General features: G+C 46.1%; 27 protein-coding genes and 1 other RNA gene. 10 read left to right on the top strand and 18 right to left on the bottom strand.

Annotated elements, in window-relative coordinates; genetic code table 11:
• Positions 1–18: 18 nt before the first annotated feature.
• From ACT6NU_RS11775 to ACT6NU_RS11750, 6 genes are all read right to left on the bottom strand, one after another.
• Positions 19–525: a lysophospholipid acyltransferase family protein gene (locus ACT6NU_RS11775; protein WP_445381867.1), complete on the bottom strand. Its 507-nt coding sequence runs from the start codon at positions 523–525 to the stop codon at positions 19–21.
• 49 nt (positions 526–574) lie between these two features.
• Positions 575–1,630, bottom strand: coding sequence for an iron-containing alcohol dehydrogenase family protein (locus ACT6NU_RS11770; RefSeq protein WP_445383861.1), 1,056 nt, complete (start codon positions 1,628–1,630; stop codon positions 575–577).
• Between the two features lie 73 nt (positions 1,631–1,703).
• Positions 1,704–2,405, bottom strand: coding sequence for an HAD family hydrolase (locus ACT6NU_RS11765; RefSeq protein ID WP_445381866.1), 702 nt, complete (start codon positions 2,403–2,405; stop codon positions 1,704–1,706).
• Positions 2,396–3,109: a 3-deoxy-manno-octulosonate cytidylyltransferase gene (gene kdsB / locus ACT6NU_RS11760; RefSeq protein WP_445381865.1), complete on the bottom strand. Its 714-nt coding sequence runs from the start codon at positions 3,107–3,109 to the stop codon at positions 2,396–2,398. Before kdsB ends, ACT6NU_RS11765 begins: the two co-directional genes overlap by 10 nt.
• Before the next feature lie 71 nt (positions 3,110–3,180).
• Positions 3,181–3,750 (bottom strand): DUF4126 domain-containing protein, encoded by a 570-nt coding sequence (locus tag ACT6NU_RS11755; protein ID WP_445381864.1) that lies wholly within the window; start codon positions 3,748–3,750, stop codon positions 3,181–3,183.
• 26 nt (positions 3,751–3,776) lie between these two features.
• Entirely contained in the window at positions 3,777–5,216 is a 1,440-nt protein-coding gene (locus ACT6NU_RS11750; protein ID WP_445381863.1) for an ATP-dependent DNA helicase, read from the bottom strand.
• A 101-nt stretch (positions 5,217–5,317) separates the two neighbouring features.
• On the opposite strand from ACT6NU_RS11750, the gene ACT6NU_RS11745 reads away from it, so the two are divergent.
• From ACT6NU_RS11745 to ACT6NU_RS11735, 3 genes are read left to right on the top strand one after another with little or no spacing between them, the layout of a single operon-like run.
• A complete protein-coding gene (locus ACT6NU_RS11745) occupies positions 5,318–5,968 on the top strand; it encodes a hypothetical protein (protein WP_445381862.1) in 651 nt (216 codons plus the stop codon).
• Entirely contained in the window at positions 5,946–6,776 is an 831-nt protein-coding gene (locus tag ACT6NU_RS11740) for a DUF3822 family protein (protein WP_445381861.1), read from the top strand. Before ACT6NU_RS11745 ends, ACT6NU_RS11740 begins: the two co-directional genes overlap by 23 nt.
• Positions 6,776–7,318 (top strand): RsmD family RNA methyltransferase, encoded by a 543-nt coding sequence (locus tag ACT6NU_RS11735; protein WP_445383860.1) that lies wholly within the window; start codon positions 6,776–6,778, stop codon positions 7,316–7,318. The genes ACT6NU_RS11740 and ACT6NU_RS11735 overlap by 1 nt, the downstream gene beginning before the upstream one ends.
• On the opposite strand, the gene rnpB is transcribed toward ACT6NU_RS11735, so the two are convergent.
• Positions 7,315–7,627, bottom strand: an RNA gene (gene rnpB, locus ACT6NU_RS11730) — RNase P RNA component class A. The two genes, ACT6NU_RS11735 and rnpB, sit on opposite strands and share 4 nt — an antisense overlap.
• Positions 7,628–7,757: 130 nt before the next feature.
• Between rnpB and ACT6NU_RS11725 the strand changes: the two genes are divergently transcribed.
• The gene (locus tag ACT6NU_RS11725) at positions 7,758–9,533 is read left to right on the top strand and encodes a DNA polymerase III subunit gamma/tau (RefSeq protein WP_445381860.1); all 1,776 of its coding nucleotides are present in this window, start codon (positions 7,758–7,760) and stop codon (positions 9,531–9,533) included.
• Positions 9,534–9,599: 66 nt separating this feature from the next.
• Positions 9,600–10,181: a tRNA-(ms[2]io[6]A)-hydroxylase gene (locus ACT6NU_RS11720; protein WP_445381859.1), complete on the top strand. Its 582-nt coding sequence runs from the start codon at positions 9,600–9,602 to the stop codon at positions 10,179–10,181.
• 27 nt (positions 10,182–10,208) lie between these two features.
• Here ACT6NU_RS11720 and ACT6NU_RS11715 read toward each other — a convergent pair whose 3' ends face one another.
• From ACT6NU_RS11715 to rpsA, 9 genes are all read right to left on the bottom strand, one after another.
• Positions 10,209–11,111, bottom strand: a complete 903-nt coding sequence (locus tag ACT6NU_RS11715; RefSeq protein WP_445381858.1) for a Ppx/GppA phosphatase family protein — start codon at positions 11,109–11,111, stop codon at positions 10,209–10,211.
• Positions 11,108–13,186 carry a polyphosphate kinase 1 gene (ppk1, locus tag ACT6NU_RS11710; protein ID WP_445381857.1) on the bottom strand — a complete coding sequence of 693 codons (2,079 nt, stop codon included), beginning with the start codon at positions 13,184–13,186 and terminating at the stop codon, positions 11,108–11,110. The genes ACT6NU_RS11715 and ppk1 overlap by 4 nt, the downstream gene beginning before the upstream one ends.
• A gap of 3 nt (positions 13,187–13,189) precedes the next feature.
• Positions 13,190–13,675, bottom strand: a complete 486-nt coding sequence (locus ACT6NU_RS11705; protein WP_445381856.1) for a SixA phosphatase family protein — start codon at positions 13,673–13,675, stop codon at positions 13,190–13,192.
• A 56-nt stretch (positions 13,676–13,731) separates the two neighbouring features.
• Positions 13,732–14,379 (bottom strand): pyridoxamine 5'-phosphate oxidase, encoded by a 648-nt coding sequence (gene pdxH / locus ACT6NU_RS11700; RefSeq protein WP_445381855.1) that lies wholly within the window; start codon positions 14,377–14,379, stop codon positions 13,732–13,734.
• A 95-nt stretch (positions 14,380–14,474) separates the two neighbouring features.
• A complete protein-coding gene (locus ACT6NU_RS11695) occupies positions 14,475–15,380 on the bottom strand; it encodes a ribonuclease Z (RefSeq protein WP_445381854.1) in 906 nt (301 codons plus the stop codon).
• 22 nt (positions 15,381–15,402) lie between these two features.
• Positions 15,403–15,735 (bottom strand): ribonuclease Z, encoded by a 333-nt coding sequence (locus ACT6NU_RS11690; RefSeq protein ID WP_445381853.1) that lies wholly within the window; start codon positions 15,733–15,735, stop codon positions 15,403–15,405.
• Between the two features lie 3 nt (positions 15,736–15,738).
• Positions 15,739–16,668, bottom strand: coding sequence for an aspartate carbamoyltransferase catalytic subunit (locus ACT6NU_RS11685; protein ID WP_445381852.1), 930 nt, complete (start codon positions 16,666–16,668; stop codon positions 15,739–15,741).
• Between the two features lie 2 nt (positions 16,669–16,670).
• Positions 16,671–17,210 carry a bifunctional pyr operon transcriptional regulator/uracil phosphoribosyltransferase PyrR gene (pyrR, locus tag ACT6NU_RS11680; RefSeq protein WP_445381851.1) on the bottom strand — a complete coding sequence of 180 codons (540 nt, stop codon included), beginning with the start codon at positions 17,208–17,210 and terminating at the stop codon, positions 16,671–16,673.
• A gap of 141 nt (positions 17,211–17,351) precedes the next feature.
• Positions 17,352–19,187, bottom strand: a complete 1,836-nt coding sequence (gene rpsA / locus ACT6NU_RS11675; protein WP_445381850.1) for a 30S ribosomal protein S1 — start codon at positions 19,185–19,187, stop codon at positions 17,352–17,354.
• 260 nt (positions 19,188–19,447) lie between these two features.
• Between rpsA and ACT6NU_RS11670 the strand changes: the two genes are divergently transcribed.
• The gene (locus ACT6NU_RS11670) at positions 19,448–19,828 is read left to right on the top strand and encodes a LysM peptidoglycan-binding domain-containing protein (RefSeq protein WP_445381849.1); all 381 of its coding nucleotides are present in this window, start codon (positions 19,448–19,450) and stop codon (positions 19,826–19,828) included.
• A 14-nt stretch (positions 19,829–19,842) separates the two neighbouring features.
• Here ACT6NU_RS11670 and cmk read toward each other — a convergent pair whose 3' ends face one another.
• Complete coding sequence (gene cmk, locus ACT6NU_RS11665) at positions 19,843–20,535, bottom strand: (d)CMP kinase (protein ID WP_445381848.1); 693 nt, start codon at positions 20,533–20,535, stop codon at positions 19,843–19,845.
• A gap of 66 nt (positions 20,536–20,601) precedes the next feature.
• Positions 20,602–23,052 carry an endopeptidase La gene (lon, locus tag ACT6NU_RS11660; RefSeq protein WP_445381847.1) on the bottom strand — a complete coding sequence of 817 codons (2,451 nt, stop codon included), beginning with the start codon at positions 23,050–23,052 and terminating at the stop codon, positions 20,602–20,604.
• A 220-nt stretch (positions 23,053–23,272) separates the two neighbouring features.
• Between lon and ACT6NU_RS11655 the strand changes: the two genes are divergently transcribed.
• The 4 genes from ACT6NU_RS11655 to ACT6NU_RS11640 are packed head-to-tail and all read left to right on the top strand — an operon-like array spanning position 23,273 to position 26,220.
• A complete protein-coding gene (locus ACT6NU_RS11655) occupies positions 23,273–23,830 on the top strand; it encodes an RNA polymerase sigma factor (protein WP_445381846.1) in 558 nt (185 codons plus the stop codon).
• Positions 23,827–24,387 (top strand): hypothetical protein, encoded by a 561-nt coding sequence (locus ACT6NU_RS11650; protein ID WP_445381845.1) that lies wholly within the window; start codon positions 23,827–23,829, stop codon positions 24,385–24,387. The genes ACT6NU_RS11655 and ACT6NU_RS11650 overlap by 4 nt, the downstream gene beginning before the upstream one ends.
• Positions 24,368–25,453 (top strand): hypothetical protein, encoded by a 1,086-nt coding sequence (locus ACT6NU_RS11645; RefSeq protein WP_445381844.1) that lies wholly within the window; start codon positions 24,368–24,370, stop codon positions 25,451–25,453. Before ACT6NU_RS11650 ends, ACT6NU_RS11645 begins: the two co-directional genes overlap by 20 nt.
• 32 nt (positions 25,454–25,485) lie before the next feature.
• A complete protein-coding gene (locus ACT6NU_RS11640) occupies positions 25,486–26,220 on the top strand; it encodes a head GIN domain-containing protein (protein ID WP_445381843.1) in 735 nt (244 codons plus the stop codon).
• The last annotated feature ends 49 nt before the right edge of the window (positions 26,221–26,269 follow it).

Below are 26,269 nucleotides of genomic sequence, written 5' to 3'. Positions count from 1 at the left end.
GAGGAACGCAGGGGTGGTTTATTCAAAACTATACTCGGGTATTTTACCTTTGACCCCCTTGTAAAATACCCGATATTTTTCATAGTCCTTATCATACTCCCCGCTGGGCTGCATAGCCTCAGAAATGCGCACTTCTTTTTTGGAGTAGTCAAAGGCCACCAGTACAATGGGAACTTTTGCTGCCAGCGCCATATAGTAGAACCCTGTCTTCCAGGAGCTCACTTTTTTGCGGGTGCCCTCCGGAGCAAGGGCCAGTCGGAACTCTTCCCGGGAATTAAAGATATCGGCTACCGCCTGTACTGTGTCTGCATTTTTAGAACGATCCACAGGAGCGCCGCCCATTGCTTTAAAAAACCAACCAAAGGGCGGTTTAAAAAGGCTGTGCTTGCCGATATAGTTAATGGGTACCCCGATCAGTTTGCGAACAAACAGCCCGATTATAAAGTCCATCCAGTGGGTGTGGGGTACCACAATTACCACGCATTTACGAACCTGCGGGAAAGCGCCCAGAATTTTCCATCCCATAAGCCCTTTAAATATCCAAGCTGAAAGCCATTTCATTCAGTATTCCGTATTAAATTTTCAGGTAAATCTCCTTCAAATCGGCAGCACTGATGAGCGATTCCCAATTTTCCCCAAGGGCATTTTCCCATAATGGGGTCATCTCCATCGCTACACGCACCATGGTGTCCAGCTCAGATTCAGAAAGCTCCTGGCAAACGCCCTGTGGCAACTGTATCTCATGTCTTTGAAGCATTTTCTTGAAATTTCTTACCCCTTCCGGATAGAAGGCCTCCAGATGTTGAAAAACCAGGCAGTTACCAAGGCCATGAGGAGTTCCCATTACAAAAGAGAGCCCGTAACTCAGGGCGTGGGCCACTCCCACCTGTGAATAGGCAATGCTCATCCCCCCGTGCCAGGAAGCCATCATTAGTTTTTCACGGCTTTCCTCTTCCGGTAAATCCTTTAAAAAAACCTCCTCACAAAGCGCCATGGCCTTTTCTCCGTAGCTCTGGCTGAAGGCATTCAGATAGGTTCCCTGAAGCGATTCCACACAGTGTATAAAACAGTCCATCCCTGTATAAAACCACTGTTCCTTGGGTACACCGGCAGTTAATTCCGGATCCAGAATTACCTGATCAAAGGTGGTGTGGTCCGAATTAATTCCCAATTTGCGTTCAGGCCCCATCAGGACTGTGGTCCGCGATACTTCTGCCCCGGTGCCGCTGAGGGTGGGTATCCCTACATGATAAATGGCTGGTTTGGCGACAAGGTCCCAGCCCTGATATTGCGAAGAAGAACCCGGGTTTGTGATCATTATGGCCACCGCCTTGGCCAGGTCCAGCAGTGTCCCTCCTCCTATTCCGATAATTCCAGAGGGTCGATATTCGTAGGAATTCAGGATTTTATCAACCAGTACATCCACCTGTGCTGTCTTGGGTTCTTCGCTGGCAGAGATCAGAATTATCTGGTCTTCAAAGATCGCGGGGATGCGTTGCAGTAATTCATGATCCTCGAAAACATCGTCTACCAAAAATACCATGGGTGCCTCAGCATGCTGTCGCTTAGGCATGAGTATCTCCCCCAGCTGTGCAAAACTCCCTTTACCGTAAACCACTCTGGGAACCATGGGAAAGTTGCGGAACCCGGTTTTGGCCCCTTTGGAAGGCTGCTTAGAAGGATTGTTTTTCACTTTAATCGGTTCAGTTGACATATTTTAACAGTTCTCTTAAATTACTAATGGTCAAATGTTTATTATCGTGCGCGTCATCCGGTACTTCTTCATGTGCCCAAGTGGTATGAAAGGGTATATGTACCGCCCTGGCCCCGATGTTTAAAATAGGCAGCACATCGGATTTCAGGGAATTCCCAACCATCAGAAATTCTGAAACATCTATCTCCAGGTGCTCCAGTAATCGTTTATAGTTTGTTTCTTTTTTATCGCTGAGGACTTCCACATGGTGGAAATATTCCAGCAGGCCTGAGCGCTCCAGCTTTCGCTCCTGATCCAGCAGGTCACCTTTGGTCAGTACCAGCAAACGATATTTCCCCTGAAGCTGATGCAAAACCTCTTCCACCCCGTCCAGAAGTTCCAGTTTATGCGAAATCATATTCTTGCCGATATTGAGAATCTCAGCAATGCTATTAGCGGGTACCCGGTTATTAGATAACTCAAGGGCCGATTCGATCATGGAAAGAACAAATCCTTTGATTCCATAGCCATACAGGTTCAGGTTGCGCATCTCCATTTTAAAAAGCTCCTGGTCTATGGTATTTTTTGTTTCATAGCCATCCAGCAAAGAGGCAAATTCCTCCTCGGCTTTACGGAAATAGGTTTCATTCACCCACAGGGTATCGTCCGCATCAAAGCCGATTGTAGTTATATGTTTAAAATCTAATTCCATGCAGCCTTGGCTTTTTCCAAATCCTCGGGGGTATCTATCTCGATCCCGCTGATACGGGTTTCTACCATTTTTATTTTCTTGCCATATTCCAGGTAGCGAATGGCCTCAATTTTTTCGACGGCTTCCAGGGGTTGCATAGGAAGCCGCCTGAAATCCATCAGGGCGCTTTTGCGGAAGGCATATATCCCCTTGTGCTTGAAATATCGGGCCTTCTCCGTTTCAGAACGCTGGAAGGGAATAGGTGCCCTGGAAAAATACAGGGCAAAGCCCCGGTGATCGGTAATTACTTTTACCGTATTGGGGTTGCTGATCTCTTCCGGATCTGTGATTTCTGCCATCAAAGAAGCCAGGTCTATCTCGCCTGCCTTATCTTCCCGGAATACCCTGAGGAGTTTCTCCAGGCTCTCCCGTTCGGTAAAAGGCTCGTCTCCCTGCACATTTACGACAATATCTACCGCCAGATCGGAAACAGCTTCAGCGATCCGGTCGCTTCCTGTTTCGTGTGCCTCCCTGCTCATGATTACCTTCCCTCCTGCCGCTTCAATGGTCTGTTGAATTTCCACACTGTCGGATACTACAATTACCTCCTCAAAAAGACCCGTTTTCTGGGCTGCCTCATAGGTCCTCAGAATTACCGGCTTTCCCGCCAGGTCTTTCATTAATTTCCCGGGAAACCGCGAGGCAGCGTAACGGGCCGGTATCATTGCAATTATTTTCACTTTAGCTTAGGATGGTTACGATTTCTATTTACAAATGTACATTAAATTAAATGCCATCAGGAGCGCCTTTTTGGCCTAAGTTTACGGTAAATCCTAAAGATAAGCGCAAGTACCAGGGTTACCAGAAATGCGGCCAGAACCGGGGCCAGAACAGAAACGATGCTCAGGGTGGTGGCCACCGAAGTCTCAACGGCGGCAAGGGCGGGGTTTGCCAACCCTCCTGTAGTGGCAGTAGAGGCCAGCCGACTTCCGGCTGCAGCCCCTTTAATGGCCGTAGCTGTCCCGCCTCCCGCAATGATAGCCAAAGACCAGCTTACAACCGGATCGAGCCCCGCAACCGTGGAAATAACAACGGCTGTGCCGGCAAGTGCGGTAAGTGGAACGGAGATGGTATCCAGTAAATTGTCCAGCCAGGGAATGAAATACGCCAGGAGTTCCACCAGGCTGGCCACCCCAAAGGTTATTAGAGCGGTGAGGCTTCCGATCCATTCCCAGTGCTCATTTAATTCCCACCTACCGGTATAGGCTGCCAGGCTCAGAACCAGCAAAGGGAGAAAGACACGGAAGCCTACAGAAGCAGCCAGCCCGATTCCCAGGAAAATACTCAGAATAGTGTCCCCACTCATCAATAGCGCTTTTCCCCTAAAATACGTTATTCGGCGTTCAGAAAAAAATCGCTGCGGAACCCGATCAGGTACAGTTTGGTTTTAGCCCGTGTCACTGCCGTGTAGAGCCACCTGAGGTACTCCCGGTCTATTTCTCCGGGAAGGTAAGGCTGTTCCACAAAAACAGTTTCCCATTGTCCGCCCTGAGATTTGTGACAGGTTATGGCATAGGAAAATTTGACCTGTAGTGCATTGAAAAAAGGATTGTTCTTCACACCCAGGAATTTCTTATAGCCGGATGTTTCATGCTGGTAGTCTGCCATGACCTCCTGATACAGGCGATTGCCCTCCTCATAGGAAAGTGCAGGGCTTTCAGCTTTTATAGTGTCCAGCAGTAGAACCGTTTCAAAGGGCTTTTGCCTGGGGTAATCCACCATGCGGACCTTGACCTCAGCAAAACGAAAGCCATAGAGCTCCTTTATTGCAAAAAGCTCCAATATTTCAAGGATATCCCCATTGGCAATAAACCCGGCATCCGAAGAGCTTTTCAACCAGAAATAGTTGTTCTTTACTACCATCATATAATCGCCAACGGCAATTTCATTTTCCAAAAACAACAGGCGACTGCGGATATTTTCATTGTATAGGTTAGCACGCTTGTTGGAACGCACTATCACGGCCGTTTCTTCCTTTCCATTTTCATCAAAAGCCCGGTTAATGGCATCCTGTATCTCGTAGCCATCTATCAGGCGGACGATATCCTGAAAACCTGATACCTCAAAGCGAAACCCTGACAGGCTTTCCTGTTCCAGAGACTCCCTCAGGTGGGTGGCATTCATAAGAATTCCGGAATCCTCGGCCTGGCGTACAACCTCATCCAGTTCGATCTCGGTTATATGCTTATTATACTGCAATTCAAGCAATCCGGCGTTCAGTGCAGGACTTAGGGACAGCTTTACAGGAGGCAACTGTGCCGTGTCTCCCACCAGCATTAAACGGCATTTAAACCCTGAATAAACATACGTCATTAAATCATCCAGCAGTGAGTTCCCGGGGTTTTTATCCCCTGGAGCAGGAGAATCGGGTATCATTGAAGCCTCATCTACAATAAAGAGCGTATTGCGGTGCCGGTTCGGCGCCAGGGTAAACCGAACACCCCCGGACCTGTCTTTTTTTGGGAAATAAATTTGCCTGTGGATGGTAAAGGCCTGGGTACCTGTATAAGAAGACATTACCTTGGCAGCCCTGCCCGTGGGGGCCATCAGCACCGCCTTTTTTTTACAATGCCAGAGGTTTGAAATCAGGGTTCCCAAAAGCGTTGTTTTCCCGGTACCTGCAAATCCTTTCAGGAGAAAAATCCGGTCAGGAGAATTGTCCATTGTAAATTCCGCAAGTGATTTGAGGGTTTCGGATTGTTTCAGGGTGGGCTGATGCGGGAATTTGTCGAGCAAAAGCCCGTAAAAAGAAGCGGCTGTAAGGGAATCCATAGGCCTTCAAAGATAAAGAGGTTTTTGAGGCAAAACCTTTTACGATTAAAAAAAAATTGTAGATTTGTGAATAACCACTAAGTCAAAATAACACCGCAAAAATGAAAACCGTATTACAAATTGTTCTTTGGATTGCTTGTATTGTATTGGGGTTCCTGATTTATCGCTCCGTTACCGGCCCTATCGAGTTTGATAAGGTCAAAAAAGAACGTTTTGCCGAAGTAATTGCAAAACTAAAAGATATACGCAAGGCTCAGGAAGCATACAAAACGGTTACGGGAAAATATGCCAATAATTTCCCGTCCCTGATCACTTTTGTGGATACAGCTAAATACACCATTACCCAGCAAAGGGATTCCTCTTATATGGAGTTTGACAAGACCTATCAGATTGACATGCTGAAAGAGGTTAAAATTATAGATACCCTGGGCTTTGTCTCGGTGAAAGATTCCCTCTTTAAAAACAGCGATCGCTATAAGAACCTGGCCTCGGTACCTTACGCTCAGAACAATGAGCAATTTACCATAAAGGCAGATATGGTTGATAAAAGTGGATACAGGGCACCTGTTTTCGAAGTAAAGGTGGATAAAGACATTATTCTTTACGACCAGCCTAAAGATTTGAGAGACCGTGAAAATGCACATGTGAGCGTAGAAGAAGTTAACGGACCAGCCATCAAGGTTGGATCCCTCTCAGAAGTGAGTACCAGTGGTAACTGGCCACCTATTTATGATAAGAAAGGAGATCAATAACAGCCTGGAACACACAGAAGATAGTTTTCAAAAATTGTCCATTCAGGTAAGCCTGAATGGACTTTCTTTTTGTGTACTCGATACCATTGGCAAAAAACTGGAGGTTAGTTTTTCAAGGACTTTCCACAAGGAACTCACACCCTTTGAACTTGAAAAAGAACTCAGGGATGCGCTGGGAGAAAAAGACATTCCCAACTATCGTTTTTCCGAAGTGGTGGTCATCCACAAGAACGCCCTTTATAGCCTGGTACCACAGGCCCTGTTCCAGGAAGAAGAACTTTCGAATTACCTGAAATTCAATGCGAAAATTTTTGCCACAGACCATCTGGATTACGATGTAATGGAGAGTCTGGAGGCCGTTAATGTTTACGTCCCCTTTGCGAATGTGAACAACTACGTTTACGAACTGTTCGGGGAGTTTGAATTCAAACATTCTGCCACAGTCTTACTGGAAACTCTAATCAAATTACCCCTGTCCGGACAGGGCAAAAGTTGTTATGTGCATTTGTCAGAATCCCAGATGGATATGGCCGTTTTTTCAAACAAACAGCTCCTTTTTTTCAATAGCTACTGGTACACAACAGAGGAAGATTTCATGTATTACCTCCTGTTTGCCCTGGAACAGCTGCAACTGGATCCCGGCACCCTTAAGCTGCGTTTAATGGGTGATGTGGAAGAAGGGGATCCACTGGTAAATATTTGCGGGGAATACCTGGAACAAGTCTCATTATTTATCCCCGCAAGCCAGAACTTTGAGGAGCTTGAGAACGGCCCACCATTAGATTTTACCCTTAGCAGCACCCTGTGATACGGATCATTTCAGGCAAACATAAAGGAAGGCGTATCAAAGCTCCGCAAAAACTGCCTGTTCGGCCTACTACCGACAGGGCAAAAGAGGCCCTATTCAATATTCTGCAAAACCAGTACTTCCTCTCAGACCTCAAAGTCCTTGACCTGTTTGCAGGGACCGGAAATATCAGTTTTGAATTTGCTTCCAGGGGCACCACCGAATTGATCGCGGTAGACGCGCACCCGGGTTGTGCAGCTTTTATCAGGACTACAGCTGAAACCCTCGATCTGCCTATCGCAACTGTCAAAAGCGACGTAATCAGCTATCTCAAACGCTCAACAGGGGTATTTGATCTGATTTTTGCAGACCCACCCTATGATTTTAGTGAAGAACAACTATTGGAACTAATCGGCCTCTGCACAGCACCTGATCAATTGAAGCCTGAGGGGAGTTTTATTCTCGAACACACCAAAGAGAAAGATTTTAGCAGCCATCCAAGCCTGAGCGAATCCCGAAAATATGGAGGATCTGTTTTCAGTTTTTTTGAACTGAAAAAATAAAAAGCAGGTCATAAGCCGGATTCTGTCTACCCGGCCGAAACCGGGCTACTTACCATTTATCTGGACCCACGGTTACCCGGGGGTTCTATCCGCCTACCCGTCAACTCAGGCGTGCCGCCCTCAAATGTTGAACTACATGGCGTTTCACCGCATAGAGTTTGCCGATTTCACTACAGCCGAACTGTACTTGCTTTCTGTTGCACTGGTCCTCACCTTTCGATGGACGGGCGTTACCCGCTATGCTGCACTTTGGTGTCCGGACTTTCCTCCCCGCTGCCTTTGCAGTGGAGCGGTAAGCTGACCTGCTGTTCTGCAAAGGTACGACTATTGTTAATAAAATAAGCGGCCTCAAAGCAGCATTACGGCCGTATTAATAGCCGTGATATGTATATTTGTATACAAGAGGTTAGCCCGTAAAAGCAAACCTAAACTGCAGATCATGGAGCCCTTTATCGTTTCGGCCAGAAAATATCGCCCACAGCAATTTGAAGAGGTAGTAGGCCAACAGGCTATTACCCAAACCCTGCTCAATGCGATTGAAAATAACCACCTGGCCCAGGCACTATTATTCTGTGGTCCGAGGGGCGTGGGAAAAACGACCTGTGCCCGTATCCTCGCAAAAAAAATCAATGAGGATGGCAGTGAAAGCAGGGATGAAGATTTTGCTTTTAACATCTTTGAGCTTGATGCCGCCTCCAACAATTCTGTTGATGATATCCGCAGCCTGATCGATCAGGTCAGGATTCCCCCGCAGGTTGGCAAATACAAGGTCTATATCATCGACGAAGTCCATATGCTTTCGCAGGCGGCTTTCAACGCTTTTTTGAAAACCCTGGAAGAACCGCCCGGGCATGCCATTTTCATCCTGGCAACAACAGAAAAGCACAAGATCATCCCAACCATTCTCTCACGCTGTCAGATTTTTGATTTCCGCAGGATAACCGTTATGGACACCGTATCCTATCTCAGTGAGATTGCAGAGAAACAAGGGGTAGAGGCTGAGGAAGAAGCCCTGCAAATCATTGCCCAAAAAGCGGATGGCGCCCTGCGTGACGCACTTTCTATCTTTGACCGGGTTGTGAGTTTTGCCGGGAAAAGGCTCAGTCGAAAGGCAGTGGCGGATAATCTCAATGTCCTGGATGTGGAGGTGTATTTCAAAACCACAGATCTGATACTGAAACAAGACATCCCTTCCCTGCTATTGCACTTTAACAAAATCCTCAGCCAGGGGTTTGAAGGGCATCACTTCATCAGTGGTCTGGCCTCACATTTCAGGGACTTGATGGTCTGCCGGAACCAGGAAACCATAGACCTGCTGGATGTTAGTGAAAACACTAAAAAACAATATCTGCAGCAGGCGGAAAATACCTCAGCTGAGTTCCTTATTCTAGCTCTCGATTTGGCCAACCAATGCGACCTGAATTACAAGGCGAGTAAGAATCACCGCCTTTTGGTGGAATTATGCCTGATGCAGCTGGCTTCCATCGGTACAGAACAAAAAAAAAAATCCAGTAAAGGAAAGGCGCCCGAATTGATTCCGGCCAGCCACTTTCACAACCGGGAGGCTTCGGAGCGAATATTGACAGACCCTGAAGTTACCCCAGCCGCAAACGAGCAGGGAATTGCTGAGCCAGAACCTATGGCTGCTGAAGAAGCTAACACCGCAATACCGGATAAGGCCTCACCGGCCCAGACCGAGGCAGAAGCCCCGGCACAAAAGAAGGTAACCATCAATATTCCCGGAAGGCAGACCGAAAAAGTGTCTGGCTTGTCACTTTCCAGCATCCGGGCGAAAAAGAAACACCTCGCCGAAAAAAAGGCTGCTCTGCCCGAAGAGGAAAACCTTCCGGCCGAACCCTTCAGCGAGGAAGACCTGAAAACATACTGGGAACAGTACATCGCGCAAATAGAGAACGAAGGAAGAAAAATTCTGGCTTCCAGCCTGGCTACGGACCAACCAAAGATCCTGCCGGAGCACACTATCTGGATTGAACTGCCGAACAGTACAATGAAGAAGGAAGTGGAACGGGAACAACTGGGCGTCCTGACTTTTCTAAGGGAACAGCTCAATAACTACCACCTCAAATTGAAAATAACCGTCAATGAAGAAGTGGCCAAGCAATTCGCCTTTACCCCGGAGGAGAAATATCAGAAGCTCCGGGAGAAAAACCCGGCTATTGACCTGTTGCGTAAAACCTTCGACCTGGACCTTTAAAGGGCTCCCGGCCAAAACGGCTTTCCTGCCCGGAAAGTTTCTTTTAACTTTACAAAAATTTATACCATGCTGGGACTGAAACTACCCACAGACCCCCGTTGGGTCAATATTGTAGAGAAAAACATAGATGAAATTCTGACGGATCATGCCTTTTGCGAACAAAAAGCTGCCAGCACTGCCATTTCACTGATCGTAACCTTTCCGGAATACCCGGAACTGGTAAATGAAATGGTCGCTCTGTCCCGGGAGGAAATGGGCCATTTTAAAATGGTTCACGACCGGATTTTGGCCCGGGGTAAGACCCTTGGAAAATATCGCAAAGATGAATACGTAATAGAACTTATGAAATTCTTCCCCAAGGGTGGGGACCGCACAACCCAGCTTGTGCACAGGCTTTTATACGCCGCGCTGATCGAAGCCAGGAGCTGTGAACGTTTCCGGCTCCTATCTGAGGAATTGGAAGATAAGGATCTGGCTGAATTCTACAGGAAACTCATGATTAGTGAGGCCGGGCACTATACGCTTTTCTTAAAGTTTGCGCGAAAATACGGAGACCGCAAAACCGTAGACGCTAAATGGGAAGAATTACTGGCTTATGAAGCTGAAATAATGAAAAAGCTGGGAACCAAAGAAACCGTTCACGGGTAGTCTTTAGTTTAAAGGTTTCCGGATTTCTCAATTCCCGGATTGATCTACCTGTTTTTCGTATAGTTTTCGGATAATTCCATCTGCCAGGCCAATCTGTGGCACATGAATCCGTTTGGCTTTACTCCATTTGGCAGCCAGCACAAAGATTCTGGTGGCAGGTATGATCACATCGGCCCGATCCGGATTCAGGCCCAGGTCCCTTACCCTTTGTTCGTAGCTCATGCTACTGAGAACCTTGTATTGTTCGTTCAACCAAAAATAGGACAGTGACTGGCCCGGTTTACGGCCCGACATTTTATAAAGCTTGTTGATATTTCCCCCGGATCCGATTATGGAGAGGTTGGTTAAATCCCCTGTTTTGTCGCGGATCCAGGCCTCAAGTCCTTTCCAGTCATCCTCACTTACCTGTTCGTTAAGCAGGCGTACCGTACCGATCTTAAAGGATTGCGAATCATTTACAGAGCCCTGCGTAAATAGCGTGAATTCTGTGCTTCCGCCACCCACATCCACATAGAGGTAGGTTTCATCCTGCTGTATGAGGGCTTTTAAATCTGTTGAAGCGATAATCTGAGCCTCCAGGCTCCCGTCGATCAAATCCACTGAAATCCCGCTTTCCCTGTAAATTTGTTCCAGTACCTCTTTGCCATTCGAGGCTTCCCGCAGGGCTGAAGTGGCACATGCCTGGAATTGCTCTACCCCGCTTACCTCCATCAGCAGGGAAAAAGCCTTTATAGTCTTTACGATACGCACTGTATTCTGCGATGAAATTCGCCCCGGGCCAAAACTGTCCGCCCCCAGCCTGACCGGCACGCGAACCAGGGCATTTTTAAAGAAGCGGGCGGGTTCGCCGGGTATCTCGATAACATTCTGCACCAATAACCGGATGGCATTGGAGCCAATATCTATTGCCGCGAACTTTCGAATCCTCACTGATTTAATTCAAGTTTTCTGAGGTAGTAATCGTACATTTCAAACTGAGACCGAAACAAGGGCTCATCGTTTTTCCGGTATTCATTGTTTTGTTCCACATTGAATACGCGTGCCTTTACATTATCCTTCCAGGAAATTTCGAAGGTATCGATCAGCTCCTGCTTTATATCGGGATCGTAGATAGGACAGCCTACTTCAACCCTGTGGTCCAGGTTGCGGGTCATCCAGTCGGCAGAGGAGATGAAAACGTCCGGGTCCCCGTCATTTCCGAAAATAAAGATTCTGGGGTGCTCCAGAAACTTATCCACAACACTGATAGCCTCTATATTCTCACTCATGCCCTTAACGCCGGGGATCAGACAGCAAATGCCCCGTATCACCAATTGTATCTTTACGCCCTCCTGACTGGCCTGATAGAGCAGGTCTACCATATCGTATGAAGTAAAGCTGTTCATCTTGATTTTAATATAGGCCTCCTTCCCTTCACGGGCATTGGAAATTTCCCTGTATATGAGTTTTTTAAAACGGCTGCGGGTGTAGTGGGGCGAAACGATCAGGTGTTTGTACGTCTTGATCTTATAGGTAGTCTCGAAGAAATTGAAAATTTTATTGAGCTCCTTTAAAATGGAATCATTCGCCGTAAACAGGGTATAGTCCGTATAGATACGGGCGGTGGCTTCGTTGAAGTTTCCGGTACTGATAAAGCCGTATCGTTTCAGCCCTTCAGACTCCTCTCTTTCTATAACACAAATTTTGCTGTGCACTTTAAGTCCCGGAACCCCAAAGATCAATTTGACGCCTTCCGCCTGAAGCTGTTCCGCATACTGTATGTTGGCCTGTTCATCAAAACGCGCCTGTAATTCAATTTGTACGGTAACCTTTTTCCCGTTCTTTACAGCATTGATCAGCGACAGGGCTACCTGTGAATTATCAGCCAGGCGGTAGACCGTTATCTTGATACTACGCACTTTAGGGTCCAGAGCAGCTTCCCTCAGGAACTTCAAAACATAATTAAAGGTGTGGTAGGGGGTGTACTGCAGAAAATCCCGTTCAGCAATCCGCTCCAGTAAACTGCCCTCAAAGCTCAGTCCCTTAATTGAAAGCGGCTTGATCCGCTCGTAGAGAAGATCTGTCCGGCCCAGGCTGGGAAAACCCATATAATCCCTTCTGTTGTGGTATCGGCCGCCGGGAATAACACTGTCGGTATCTTCTATTTTCATCTTTTCCTTTAAGAAATGCAGCGTATCGGAAGCGATGTCCCTGTCGTATACAAAACGTACCGGGTCACTGATTTTCCGATGCTCCACACTACTGGATATTTTCTCAATAAAACTTTTACTCAGGTCGTTATCGATATCCAGCTCCGCATCTCGTGTGATCTTGATCATATGGGCCGAAATATTTTCAAAAGAAAACATATTGAAAATACTCCTGAGTGAATAGCGTATCAGGTCGTCCAGGATAATGATGTAATTCTTATCTCCTTCCTTGGGAAGTTCGATAAAGCGGTTAATACCCTTGGGAATTTCAATGAGTGCATAGCGGTTTTCTTCCCGGTCCATCCCGCCATTTTCGGTGTCAATCAACTCCATCTTGACGGCAAGGTAGGCCGCAGTATCTTTCAGCATGGGGAAACCGGTATGTTCATCCAGGATGATGGTCATCAAAACCGGGCTCACATTTTGCATGAAGTAAGATTTAAGGAAATCTTCCTGCTGGGGCTGAATCTGTTGCTCATCGATCAGGATGATATTCTCCTGCTCCAGTTCATCCTCTATCTCCTTGAGAATTTCCAGGCTCTCGTTTTGCTGATTGATTACAATATTGGTGATTTCGTCCAGCAGGTCCTTTGCCTTTTCACCGCCCAGTACACTTTTACCTGATTTGCCGGCCTCAACTATTCTTTTAACGGTGGCATAGCGTACCTTGAAGAATTCATCCAGGTTATTGGAAAAGATTCCCAGGAAACGAAGCCTTTCAATAAGCGGTACCCGTTTATCCGCACTTTCCTGTAACACCCTTTCGTTAAATCGCAACCAGCTGATTTCCCGATTGATATATTGATTTTTTGCCATATGCTATTTTAGTTCCCTGGGGAAAAGGGTTTTTTGTGTTTTACCGTAGGCTACCCCTTCCCATGAGGTTGTTTCGAATGATAAGTGAACAAAGCCGGCCGTTGGAACATTGTCTATATACCTGCTTCCCCAGCTATTGGCCAGGTTCGTAAAGGCATGATTATGCCCAAAGATCATTACCTGATCCAATTGGTCCGGTAAAGAATGAACAAAGGCCTTTACGCTGCTCCCCGAAAAATCATAGAGATCCTTATTTATGTTTAACAAATCTAAAGATAACCCCAGCTCCCTTATCAGGATTACAGCTGTATGAAGGGCACGGCAGGCCGGGCTCGAATATACGGCTTCTATTGGTGGTATCCTGTCGGTTAACGCCTTTGCAATTAAATGAGCATCCTTAATCCCCCGTTCACTAAGCGGGCGATCCGAATCTCCCACATCGTATTCCCACGAGGACTTTCCGTGTCGGATAAGTATCAGGTGTTTCATGTTTGTTCACTAATGCTATTGGTTGTTTTGTTTATGGTTGTCCAAAATGCATTCCATCAGGGTGCCAGGCGTTCCAGAATCCAGTCTAAATCCTGACCCAGGGTATACCGCAGCCTGTCGTGCAGCCGATTGGGCCGCCCCTGCCAGAATTCAACGGAAGACGGGCGAACCAAATAGCCTCCCCAATAAGCCGGCCGTTCTATTTCCTTTCCTTCGTATTGGTCTTCCAGGGCTTTCAGACGTGTTTCCAGGTAATCCCGTGAAGGAATTACTTCACTTTGCGGGGATACGATCGCACCCAGCTTGCTTCCCTCAGGCCGGGATTCAAAATAACCATCTGAAAGGTTTTCCGCAAGTTTTTCTGCTTCACCTTTTACAATTACCTGCCGTTCCAGATAGGGCCAGAAAAAGGAAAGACAAATTTTTGGATCTGCCGCAATTGCACGGCCTTTTTCGCTCTGGTAATTGGTATAAAAGACAAATCCTTCATAGGTAAACCGCTTTAGCAGCACTACCCTGCTTTTTGGGAAACCATCCAGGCCATTTGTAGATACGGTTACGGTATTGGGTTCATCTGTACTTCCACTGCTTTCCAACTCATGGAACCACCTTTTAAACAGTTCCATAGGGGATTCAGGAGCATCCTTTTCAAGGAGTTGCTTTTTAGTATAGGATTTTCTGTAGTTTCCGAGGTCTTTTTGCATGGATTTATCTCTATTTACAAGATAAACAAAGTTGCTAAAAACTCACGGAAGGCTCAAAAAAATAAGCCCTTAAAACAAAAGAAAGCCCAGGTTAACTACCAGGAAAAAATTTTGCCGTCTTCGGCCAGTTCCACACGCGGAAAAAATGCAAGGGCCTCTTCCCTGAACCTCGAAAGGTCTTTATAGCGGGACGAATAGTGCCCCAGAATCAGGGATTCAACCCCGGCAGCAGCCGCAAGGCGAGCAGCCTCCGCAGCAGTGGAATGCCCGGTTTTCATGGCCAGATGTTCTTCGGTTTGCAGGAAGGTGGCTTCGTGGTAGAGCCTGTCTACCCCTTTAATACGTGGTGCCAATTCAGGGTCATAAGCCGTATCGGTACAGTAAGCATAGGTTTTCGGGAGTTTAGGAGGGGTGGTCAATTCCTCATTGGGAATAACTTTACCGGTCTCACTGATCGCATCTGCCCCCTGTTTAATCTTCCTGAAATACGCTTTATCTATCCCGTACTTTTCAGCCTGTTCTGCTTTTAGACCGCGCATTCCGGATTTTTCTGTAATCAGGAAGCCATTTGTATAAATCCTGTGTTTCAGCGGAAGGGTGCTGATGGAAATACCTGAATCCTCATAAATACACTCGGGTTCCTCAGAGGTCAGTTCATGGAAATGCAAGGGATACTGCGTCCAGGAATCGCCCAGTTTTAAAAAGAGTGTGATGGCTTCCTTCAGCCCTTTTGGCCCGTATATATGCAAAGGGGTTTCGCGGCCCATCAACCTGAAAGTAGCAACCAAACCGGGTAATCCAAAAAAATGGTCCCCATGCAGGTGGGAGATAAATATCCGATTTATTCGTGAAAATTTGACTTTATACCGACGCAGCTGCATTTGGGTACCTTCCCCGCAGTCCAGCAACATCAGTTGATTTCCCGCTTCGAGCACCTGTGCGGTGGGGGCAGCCTGAACTTTTGGAGTTGCAGCATGGCATCCGAGAATCTGTAATTTCACCCTTCGTATTTACAAGCCTCATTCATAGATCCAGGTCCCTTTCTATCTCCTCCATCTCAATCATATCGCGTGCTTCCTGAATGGAGGGAACCACACAGATTTCATCGGGCACCTCGTCATATGAGATGGCATCTGTTACCAGTACAAAAGATTTACCCGAAGCCCTGTGGGTATTGGAAAGATCCAGAAATTCCAGGATATCTCCGGTCTTCAGGGAATTAAATGAAAACAGGTTGATTATCAGGTGATCATTCTTCAGTTTGGGATAGGCCGATAAGAGGTTTTCAATAAAAACCTTCAGGGAAACTTTTTCCTGTAGTACAATTGTGGTGTTGCCTTCGTTATTAAAAACCATCTGTTACTGTTTTATCTTGGAAGCGAGTAAATAAATCACGGCCATTCGGATGGCTACACCATTTTCCACCTGGTTCAGGATAATGGATTGATCTGAGTCTGCCACATCGGAAGTAATCTCCACCCCCCTGTTTATAGGCCCGGGATGCATAATTACAATCTCCTTGTCCAGACTGTCGAGAAGTGCTTTATTGACCCCGTACTGCCGAATGTATTCCCGGGTTGTGGGAAAATAACTCATATCCATGCGTTCTTTCTGTATCCGCAGCATATTGGCCACATCGCACCAGTTCAGAGCCTTCTTTAAATCCGGTTCTACCTGTACCCCGAGAGATTCCACATGCTTCGGCATCAGTGTTTTGGGTCCGCAAACCCGTACTTCAGCCCCCTGAAGCTTCAGGGCAAAGATATTGGAAAGGGCGACCCTTGAATGCAGAATATCACCCACTATAACAACTTTTTTGCCAGCTACTCCTCCTAATTTTTCACGAATCGAATACGAATCCAGTAAAGCCTGGGTGGGGTGTTCGTGTGCCCCGTCACCGGCATTGATAATAGAGGCTTTCACATGGCGGGATAAAAAGATTCCTGCGCCCGGATTCGGATGGCGCATCACCACCATATCTACCTTCATCGAAAGGATATTGTTGACCGTATCGATCAGGGTTTCGCCTTTGCGGACAGAAGACTGTGCAGCCGAAAAGTTTACCACATCTGCAGACAGTCGTTTTTCGGCCAGTTCAAATGAGAGTTTGGTCCGGGTGCTGTTTTCAAAAAAAATATTGGCGATGGTAATGTCACGCAGCGAAGGGACTTTCTTAATGGACCGGCTTAAAACTTCCTTGAAATGGTCTGCCGTTTTAAAAATGAGGTCCAGGTCTGACTGCTTCAGGTACTTGATCCCTAATAAATGTCGCACACTTAATTCACTCATTTCTAACTACTTATAAGATATACTGCATCCTCTCCGTCATTTTCCTTCCAACAAACTTTAACCTTTTCCTTATTGATGGCATCCACCTGCCTGCCCCTGTAATTGGGTTGTATCGGCAAATGGCGGCTAAAACGCCTGTCAATCAGGGTCAGCAATTCAATTTCTTTTGGCCTTCCAAACGATTGAATTGCCGTTAGCGCCGCCCGGATGCTGCGCCCCGTATACAATACATCGTCAATAAGGACAACCCGTTTCCCTTCTACCAGAAAATCAATGCGGGTTTTGCTGGCTTCCAAAGTTTTATCCCCTCGCCTGAAGTCATCCCTGTAGAAAGTAATATCCAGTAAACCGTATGGAATACCCTGTACCTTGTAGCTGGTCCTCAATAAATCAGTGAGTCTGTTTGCCAGGTAGGTACCACGGGGTTGTATGCCTATAAGAACGGTATCTTTAAAATCGAGATGATTTTCTAAAAGCTGGCAAGCCAATCTGTGCAGGATTATCTGGATCTCTTTGGAGGAAAGCAGCACTTTTTGACTCATAGATGCTCGGCCATATGACATTCGGTAAGCAAAAATAGGCAATTCTGCCTAATTGAATGTGCTTTTTGATCATGTGGAGGGCTCTAAATAAAAAACCCCGGATGAACCGGGGTTTTATATCGCTATAAGCGGAGAACAAAATTATTTCTTTTTGCTCCCAGCTTCCATCTTATCCTTCAATGCCTGAAGTTGTTCATTGGCATCTCCAAGGGTTGGTTTGGATTCATCAGCCGCAGCAGCCTTTTTCTTGGCAGCGCGAACATTCCTTTGCTCTTCTGCTTTAAAAATGGCTGTATGGCTGGCTACCACACGCTTATATTCCTTGTTGAACTCGATGATTTTGAATTCGGCTTCCTCCCCGCGGGTGAGTTTTTTACCGTCTTCCTTCTCCATATGCCGCTGTGGTACAAAGGCGGTGATGTCATCATTGAATTCAATGATGGCTCCCTTGTCCACTATTTCGGTAATGGCTGCTTTATGGACAGTGTCCAGGCCAAATTCCTTTTCGTATTTATCCCATGGGTTTTCGGTAGTCTGTTTGTGGCCAAGGCTCAGTTTACGGCCATCCACATCCAGTTCCAGTACTTCAACCTCCAGGGTATCCCCTACGTTTACAAACTCAGAAGGATGCTTGATTTTCTTGGTCCAGGAAAGGTCTGATATGTAGATCAGCCCGTCTATTCCTTCTTCCAGTTCTACAAACACTCCAAAATTGGTAAAGTTCCTTACAATTCCCTTGTGACGGGAACCTACCGGGTATTTGGTGGTAATATCAGTCCATGGGTCAGGCGTCAGTTGTTTGATTCCCAATGACATTTTACGGTCTTCGCGATCCAGGGTAAGGACAACGGCTTCCAGTTCATCACCCACTTTTACGAAATCCTGGGCGGATCGCAGGTGGGTAGACCAGGACATTTCCGATACGTGGATCAATCCTTCCACACCTTCAGCAACTTCCAGGAAAGCTCCGTAGTCTGCAATAACAACTACTTTTCCTTTTACCTTGTCTCCAACTTTGATTTCATCACCAAGGGCATCCCATGGATGCTTCTCCAATTGTTTCAGACCCAATTGAATCCTGGATTTGTTATCGTCAAAGTCGAGTATAACCACATTGAGTTTTTGGTCCAGTTCCACCACTTCATTCGGATGGTTGATACGGCTCCAGGAAAGGTCGGTGATATGGATCAGTCCGTCAACGCCACCCAGGTCAATAAATACTCCATAGGAAGTGATGTTTTTCACAACACCTTCGAGTACCTGTCCTTTTTCCAGCTGGCTGATGATTTCTTTCTTCTGCTCCTCTATATCCGCTTCAATAAGCGCTTTGTGGGAAACTACCACGTTCTTGAATTCCTGGTTGATCTTAACCACCTTGAATTCCATGGTTTTCCCAACGTATTGGTCGTAATCCCTGATAGGCTTCACGTCAATCTGAGATCCGGGCAGGAAGGCTTCAATTCCGAAGACATCCACAATCATACCTCCTTTGGTACGGCATTTTACAAAACCGGTAACTACTTCTTCCTTGTCATGGGCCTCGTTAACACGCTCCCATGCCTTTATGGTGCGGGCTTTACGATGCGAAAGGACCAGTTGTCCGCTTTTATCTTCCCGAATATCGATCAGGACTTCAACCTTATCCCCAATCTTCAGGTCAGGGTTGTAGCGGAATTCATTCAGGGAAATTACCCCTTCGGATTTTGCATTGATATCAATAATCGCTTCGCGGTCAGTGAGGTGAGTAACTGTACCCTCCACAACTTCTTCGTCAGCGGTGTCGACAAAGTTCTCCGCTACCAGTTCCTCAAATTCCTTCAGTTTGGAATCGTCTACCTTCTCAATACCTTCTTCGTACTTCTCCCAATCAAAATTTGAGAGGAATTCCTGAGGATCCTGCTTTTGTGCTGGCGCTTCGGCCTGTTTTACGGTTTCTGCAGTTTCTACTGCTTCAGCCACTTTTTTTTCTTCAGCCATGTGCTGATTTTGTTTTGTATTTCAGATTCCCCTAAGATTTAAACGCCTCCTCTGAAAGTTATTTATACATTGTTTTTCTACCCTTTTTTCTCTTAGGTCATCGTAAAAAAGGTTTGCAAAAATACAACTTATCCGCGGTTTTACAAACTATTTGGATTACTGCCTTTGCATATGTGTAATAATTGTATTGAAACCATCAGAAAACCGCACTATTTCGTATCTTTTCTACTGGAATTAAATCAATAAATAAATTAACGAGAATGAGTGCAAAAGACAAATACCAGGCTGTCCTGGAATTGGGCGAAAAACTGGGCATTAAAGAAGGGAAAGTAAGCGAGGAAAATGGAGTCCTGAAAATCAAAGGGACCGCTTCCACCCAATACGAAAAGGACATTCTATGGGATAAGATTAAGGCCATTGGCGGGGAAAAACCGGCAGATATCATGGCTAACATCTCCGTGGAAGATGCATCAGTATACCACAGGCATACTGTAAAATCAGGGGAATCCCTCAGTAAAATAGCCAAACACTATTACGGAGATCCTATGAAATACAAGCAGATTTTTCAGGCCAATACCAATATCCTAAAAAATCCGGATCTGATTCACCCGGACCAGGTCCTGGTTATCCCAAACCTGTAAAAACAAAAAGGCGCTCAGAAGGGCGCCTTTTCTTTTTGGACAATCACGCGAAGTGCATGGGCGTGTATCCGTTCAAATTGTTCTTTAAGACTCATATCGCTATTGTCCACCTCAATGGCATCATCTGCCTTTTTCAGCGGTGATATCTCGCGGGTAGAATCCAACCTATCCCGGTGTCTTACATTTTGCAGGACGGCTTCATAAGATACCGAATCCCCTCTTTCCAGTAATTCCTTATAGCGTCGGTTGGCCCTGATTTCCGGGCTGGCAGTCATAAATATCTTCAGGTCCGCATCCGGGAATACTACCGTTCCAATATCACGGCCATCCATTACCACCCCCTTTTCCTTTCCCATGCTTCGCTGCAATTCCACCAGCTTATGCCTGACCTCCGCTATTGCCGAAATTTCGCTAACCTTCCGCGACACCTCAAGGCTTCGGATTTGTTTTTCAACATTCTTACCATTCAGGTGGATTTCAGACTTGTTATTTTCTGGATTCAGGTCAAAATGCAACTCAATTGAAGTGAGTTTGCCAAGTAGTTTTTCGGGATCCAAAAGGTCGTGTTCCAGAGCATACAGGGTTATAGCCCGGTACATGGCACCTGAATCGATGTAGACATACCCAAGGGCTGCAGCCAGTTGCCTGGCCAGGGTACTTTTACCTGTAGAGGAAAATCCGTCAATGGCTATGGTAATCTTCTGCATGCTCAAAAATAGACAAAAATCAAGCGGAATCCGTTAATGTGATTTAACAGTGGTCTAATTCCGTGTCTATAACTGTTTGGGGTTTTTAACTTTTTGACTGGTGATCGCCATTTCTATTACTTCCCGCATCTCGCTAACATAATGGAAGGTAAGCCCTTTGAGGTATTCTTCCTTGATCTCCAGAATATCCCTTCGGTTTTCCTCACAAAGGATTATCTCTTTAATCCGGGCGCGTTTGGCAGCGAGGATCTTTTCTTTGATCCCGCCAACCGGCAGGACTTTACCCCTTAGGGTAATCTCCCCTGTCATGGCGATACTCTTTTTCACTTTCCGCTGCGTAAAGAGGCTCACCAGGGAGGTAAGCATCGTTATTCCGGCACTGGGGCCATCTTTAGGGGTAGCTCCTTCCGGCACGTGTATGTGTACATTGTACTTCTCAAAAACCATCGGGTCAATCCCCAGTTCTTCTGCATTTGATTTAATATACTCCAGGGCAATGGTGGCAGACTCTTTCATCACTTTCCCAAGGTTCCCCGTAATATTCATGGTTCCCTTCCCTTTGGAAAGGATGGATTCTATAAAGAGGATATCCCCTCCTACACTGGTCCAGGCCAGGCCGGTAACTACTCCGGCAACCTCGTTGTTTTCATACTTATCACGCTCCAGACGGGCCGGCCCCAGGACTTTTTCAATATCGTCCCGGCTTACTTTAACAGGATATTCCTGTTCCATGGCAATATTCTTTGCCGCATACCGCACCATTTTTGCGATTTGTTTTTCGAGGCCGCGTACCCCGGATTCCCGGGTATAGCCTTCTACTATTTTTTCCAGCTCCCTTTTCCCGATTTTCAGGTCTTTAGGCGTTAGCCCATGCTCCTTCAATTGCTTGGGCAGCAGGTGGCGTTTCGCTATTTCCACCTTCTCCTCAATGGTATAGCCGGTTACGTTGATAATTTCCATCCGGTCGCGCAGGGCAGGCTGGATATTGGACAGATTATTGGCCGTTGCAATAAACATCACTTTGGAAAGGTCATAGCCCATTTCCAGGAAGTTATCGTAAAACTCATTATTCTGTTCCGGATCCAAAACCTCCAGCATGGCTGAAGAGGGATCTCCCTGATAGCTGCTGGAAAGTTTGTCGATTTCGTCCAGGATAAAAACGGGGTTGGACGTGCCGGCCTTTTTAATGCTTTGAATAATTCGCCCGGGCATGGCCCCTATATAAGTCTTCCTGTGCCCCCTGATCTCGGCCTCATCCCTAAGACCTCCCAAAGACATACGGACATATTCCCTTCCGAGTGCCTCCGCCACAGATTTCCCCAGGGAGGTTTTTCCAACTCCGGGCGGGCCATAAAGGCACAAAATGGGGGACTTCATATCGTTTCGCAGCTTTAACACGGCCAGGTATTCAATGATCCTCCGTTTTACGTCCTCCAGCCCGTAATGGTCCCGGTCCAGGATTTTCTCCGCCCTTTTCAGGTCAAATTTATCGGCAGAATACTCATTCCAGGGTAAATCCAGGAACAGATCCAGATAGTTGCGCTGAATGGAATATTCGGCTACCTGCGGGTTCATCCGTTGCAGTTTGGCCAGTTCCTTTTCAAAATGCTCGCCAACCTTCTCGCTCCATTTTTTCTCCCTGGCCCTTTCCTGCATTTCGTCCAATTCCTCGTCATAAGAAATGCCCCCCAGTTCCTCCTGTATGGTTTTCATTTGCTGGTGCAGGAAATATTCGCGTTGTTGCTGGTCCAGGTCAGACCGGACCTTTGAATGCAGTTCGTTCCTCAGTTCCAGCTTTTGCAGTTCTGTATTCAGGTGTTTAAGGGTAGCCAGGGCTCTTTCCTGTAAATTTGGAATTTCCAGCAACTCCTGTTTCTCCTTCACGGTCAGGTTCATGTTGGAGGAGACAAAATTGATCAGGAAAGAATTACTCTGAATATTTTTGATAGCGAAAGCGGCTTCACTGGGGATGTTCGGATTGTCCTTTATTATTTTGAGCGCCAGCTCTTTAATAGAATCGATAATGGTAGTGAACTCTACATCAGTTTCATCGGGCCGTTGCTCGCGCGTTTCCCTCACCGTTGCCGTGAGATAGGGCTTTTCAGTAAGTATTTCAGCTATTTCAAATCGCTTTTTCCCCTGAATAATAACCGTTGTATTACCGTCGGGCATTTGTAAAACCCGCAGGATGCGAGCCACTGTACCCAGGGTATTGATGTCTTTAATCCCCGGATTCTCAACGGATTCGTCTTTCTGAGATACCACTCCAATTACCTTGGACCCGTTGTTTGCGTCTTTGATAAGGTGGATGGAGGCATCCCTGCCCGCTGTAATAGGCACTACCACACCAGGGAATAATACTGTATTCCTGAGGGGAAGTATTGGGAGGGTTTCAGGTAATTCTTCACTATTCATTTCCTCCTCATCTTCCGGAGAAAGCAGTGGAATCAATTCAGAATCCTCATTGAGGGACTGTAGCGACAAATTGTCAAATGAACTAAATTTCGATGTTGCCATATGTATTTTTTCCAGCCATTCTGTCAGAATGACCGTTTATTTATCCTTTTCATTAAAACTCCTTTAAGCTGTACTTTATTGATTAACAAAGAATTAATGTGCCAAAGGGAGCCTATCTTTCCCTATTCAGGGCAATTCCTGTGCCAATAGCGAAACTTTGTGTTCCCGAAACTGTAACAATCCGTAAATTGATTCATCTATAAGACAAACGAACAACTTTTTGAGCCAGCTTACTGAACATACTGATGTGCTGTTACAGGCGTGTTTAAGGGGTGAGTCCCGTGCACAAATGGAAATGTATGATCGCTATTACAAAGCCATGTACAATACGGCCCTGAGGATTGTAAAGGATTCTGCCACGGCGGAAGATATTATGCAGGAATCCTTTCTGAGTGCCTTTACCAAATTAAACACCTTTAAAGGGGAGGTAACTTTCGGAGCCTGGTTGAAGCGAATTGTAGTTAACAACAGTATTTATCAGTACAGAAAGCAACAAAAACAAAATGAAGTACCTCTTGAAGGTGTATTGTACAAGGTCGAAGACAAGGATGAAACTGATGCTGATTCCGGGAGTACAAAACAAATGGCTCAAAAAGTGATGGAAACCATGAAACAGCTAAAAGACAGTTACAGAATTTCTTTGACCTTACACCTAATAGAAGGCTACGACTACGAAGAAATTGGAGAGATAATGGACATGAGTTATGGCAATTGCCGCACCACCATTTCAAGGGCAAAAGAAAGCCTTCGGAAAAAATTAAGCTCACAAAGCGTATGAAAGATTTTGACAATATAACAGACCTCTTTGAAGAATTAAAGGGAAGTTTTGACCTGGAGGAACCACGGGGAGGTCACCGGATGCGTTTTGAAGAAAAACTCAATGAACAGGCCGGATCAGCAAAGGGGCGCTATGCTTCTTCCTGGTGGAAGCCTTTATCCATAGCTGCTTCCATTGCCCTGCTGCTAACAGCATCTGTTTTCTGGCTGGGGCCCGAAAACTCGGAGCAACAGCAACTGGCGGCAATTTCACCAGAGGCCTCACAGACTTCCTATTATTTCAACAACCTGGTCGCACAGCAGGTCAGCGAGTTGGAAAAATTAGGGTCGCCTGAAACCAGGCCCCTTATTGATGATGCCATGAAACAATTAGCTCAGTTGGAAAAGGATTACGCCAGGCTGGAACAGGACTTGCTAAATGGTGGGAACAGTAAGTTTATACTGGGAGCCATGATTACGAATTTTCAAACGCGAATAGACCTCCTGAAGGACGTTATGACCACAATCGAACAAATAAATCAATTTAAAAATGAATCCAATGCGACGAATACAATTTAAAAATCTTTGCCTTGCCCTTTTCTTATCGATGGGGGTCAGTCTGGTCTACGGCCATGATTTCAAGGGAAAGCACACTAGGGAAAAAACCATTAAAAAGGAGTTCAATGTCAATGAAGATGCACTGCTGAAAATTCGCAACAGCTATGGCAACCTGGTATTGAATTCCTGGAATGAAAATCGGGTGGTTATTGAAGTTCACATAACTACCAACGGAAACAACGAGGAAAAGGTGCAGAAAAAACTGGATGAAATTACCGTTGAATTTGAAGCCAGTGCCTCTATGGTCTCTGCACGCACCATTTTTGAGAAAGAGAATGACTGGGGTTGGTGGGGCAAGAAAAACAATGTTAACATGCAAATCAACTACACGGTTAAGATGCCTGTTAAGAACAGCGTACACCTCAGCAATGATTACGGAAATATTACCCTGGACAGGGTAGACGGACACGCCAAGATCAATTGCGATTACGGCAGGCTTGACCTGGGCGAACTGCAGGGACGCAACAATGAATTACGCTTCGATTACACCTCCAAATCCCGGATCGGTTATATGCGAAGTGGGCAGATCATGGCAGATTATTCAGGCTTTACCCTGGAAAAAGCGGGGGATCTGTCCATCAAGGCAGATTACACGAATTCCGTTATAGGGGAAATGGGTAATTTACAATACTCAAGCGATTACGGATCCCTCGAAGTAGGCACGGTGGAAAATGTACAGGGCAAGGGCGATTATATCGGCATAAAACTGGGGACCGTACACGGCAATATAGACCTGATGTCTGACTATGGCTCCATCCTAATCGAAAATATGGCCGCAGATGCCGGAAACCTGAGTATCCGATCCGATTACACAGGTATCAAAATCGGGTACGACCCTGCCTACCATTTTGATTTTGAAATCAGCACCCAGTATGCCGGGCTTAGCGGGAAAGATGATTTTGAAATCAGTATCAGCCGGGAGAAATCTAACGACAGATACTACGAGGGCTATTACGGCAGTAAGGGCAGTGGAAAAAGAGTTTCCATCAACAGTGAATATGGAGGGGTTACCTTTAAAAAGAATTAATCAAACACAAATAAATCTTTAAAATCACCAAAATGAAAAATAGTATTATACTGGTTCTCAGCCTCTGTGCTACCTTTAGCCTGAGCGCCCAATGGGGAAATGGAAAACAAGTAAAGGGCAACGGGAATGTTGTAACGGAGGAGCGTTCCGTAGGGGAATACCAGCAAGTGAGCCTTTCAGGAAGTTTTGATGTGGAGCTGGTAGACGGAAAGGAAGGTAACCTCATCCTTAAGGGAGATGAAAACTTACTGGAATACCTTATTACAGAAGTTAAGGACGGCAGACTGGTTATAAAGGTTAAAAAGGGGTATTATCTGAAATCTTCTTCATGGAAATCCGGTGGTATTCTTATTACCGTTCCGGTTGAAGAGATTAACGCAGTGTCCATGTCCGGTTCCGGAGACATCGTTGGAAAAAAGACCCTCAGGGCAGAAGACTTTGAAGTGAGCATGTCAGGCTCAGGGGATATTCAGCTCGATCTGGATGCCCGAAATGTTGAAGCATCGCTTTCAGGTTCAGGGGATATGCTTCTTAGTGGCGCAAGCAGCAGCTTTTCGGTTCGTATTTCCGGTTCAGGAGATATTGAGGCATATGACCTGGAAGCCGATGATGTGGAGGTTGTGGTTTCCGGTTCTGCAGATGCCCAGGTAACCGCCAGAAAATCACTTCGGGCAAGGGTTTCCGGTTCAGGGGATGTTTATTATAAAGGGAATCCTGAAAAAGTTGACACCAAAACATCCGGTTCCGGTGATGTTAGCAAAGGGTAAATATTAAATCAAAAAACAGAGCAGTCGCCCGGAGGCCCTTCAATCAGGC

It is taken from the genome of Robiginitalea rubriflava (genome assembly GCF_052540725.1).
This window is presented reverse-complemented; position numbering and strand designations above follow the sequence as displayed.

Coding starts and splice junctions, on each gene's coding strand:
- ACT6NU_RS11775 (WP_445381867.1), bottom strand. CDS start 525: ATGGGATGGAAAATTCTGGGCGCTTTCCCGCAGGTTCGTAAATGCGTG.
- ACT6NU_RS11770 (WP_445383861.1), bottom strand. CDS start 1,630: ATGGTTCCCAGAGTGGTTTACGGTAAAGGGAGTTTTGCACAGCTGGGG.
- ACT6NU_RS11765 (WP_445381866.1), bottom strand. CDS start 2,405: ATGGAATTAGATTTTAAACATATAACTACAATCGGCTTTGATGCGGAC.
- kdsB (WP_445381865.1), bottom strand. CDS start 3,109: ATGATACCGGCCCGTTACGCTGCCTCGCGGTTTCCCGGGAAATTAATG.
- ACT6NU_RS11755 (WP_445381864.1), bottom strand. CDS start 3,750: ATGAGTGGGGACACTATTCTGAGTATTTTCCTGGGAATCGGGCTGGCT.
- ACT6NU_RS11750 (WP_445381863.1), bottom strand. CDS start 5,216: ATGGATTCCCTTACAGCCGCTTCTTTTTACGGGCTTTTGCTCGACAAA.
- ACT6NU_RS11745 (WP_445381862.1), top strand. CDS start 5,318: ATGAAAACCGTATTACAAATTGTTCTTTGGATTGCTTGTATTGTATTG.
- ACT6NU_RS11740 (WP_445381861.1), top strand. CDS start 5,946: ATGATAAGAAAGGAGATCAATAACAGCCTGGAACACACAGAAGATAGT.
- ACT6NU_RS11725 (WP_445381860.1), top strand. CDS start 7,758: ATGGAGCCCTTTATCGTTTCGGCCAGAAAATATCGCCCACAGCAATTT.
- ACT6NU_RS11720 (WP_445381859.1), top strand. CDS start 9,600: ATGCTGGGACTGAAACTACCCACAGACCCCCGTTGGGTCAATATTGTA.
- ppk1 (WP_445381857.1), bottom strand. CDS start 13,186: ATGGCAAAAAATCAATATATCAATCGGGAAATCAGCTGGTTGCGATTT.
- ACT6NU_RS11705 (WP_445381856.1), bottom strand. CDS start 13,675: ATGAAACACCTGATACTTATCCGACACGGAAAGTCCTCGTGGGAATAC.
- pdxH (WP_445381855.1), bottom strand. CDS start 14,379: ATGCAAAAAGACCTCGGAAACTACAGAAAATCCTATACTAAAAAGCAA.
- ACT6NU_RS11690 (WP_445381853.1), bottom strand. CDS start 15,735: ATGGTTTTTAATAACGAAGGCAACACCACAATTGTACTACAGGAAAAA.
- ACT6NU_RS11685 (WP_445381852.1), bottom strand. CDS start 16,668: ATGAGTGAATTAAGTGTGCGACATTTATTAGGGATCAAGTACCTGAAG.
- pyrR (WP_445381851.1), bottom strand. CDS start 17,210: ATGAGTCAAAAAGTGCTGCTTTCCTCCAAAGAGATCCAGATAATCCTG.
- rpsA (WP_445381850.1), bottom strand. CDS start 19,187: ATGGCTGAAGAAAAAAAAGTGGCTGAAGCAGTAGAAACTGCAGAAACC.
- ACT6NU_RS11670 (WP_445381849.1), top strand. CDS start 19,448: ATGAGTGCAAAAGACAAATACCAGGCTGTCCTGGAATTGGGCGAAAAA.
- cmk (WP_445381848.1), bottom strand. CDS start 20,535: ATGCAGAAGATTACCATAGCCATTGACGGATTTTCCTCTACAGGTAAA.
- lon (WP_445381847.1), bottom strand. CDS start 23,052: ATGGCAACATCGAAATTTAGTTCATTTGACAATTTGTCGCTACAGTCC.
- ACT6NU_RS11650 (WP_445381845.1), top strand. CDS start 23,827: ATGAAAGATTTTGACAATATAACAGACCTCTTTGAAGAATTAAAGGGA.
- ACT6NU_RS11645 (WP_445381844.1), top strand. CDS start 24,368: ATGCGACGAATACAATTTAAAAATCTTTGCCTTGCCCTTTTCTTATCG.
- ACT6NU_RS11640 (WP_445381843.1), top strand. CDS start 25,486: ATGAAAAATAGTATTATACTGGTTCTCAGCCTCTGTGCTACCTTTAGC.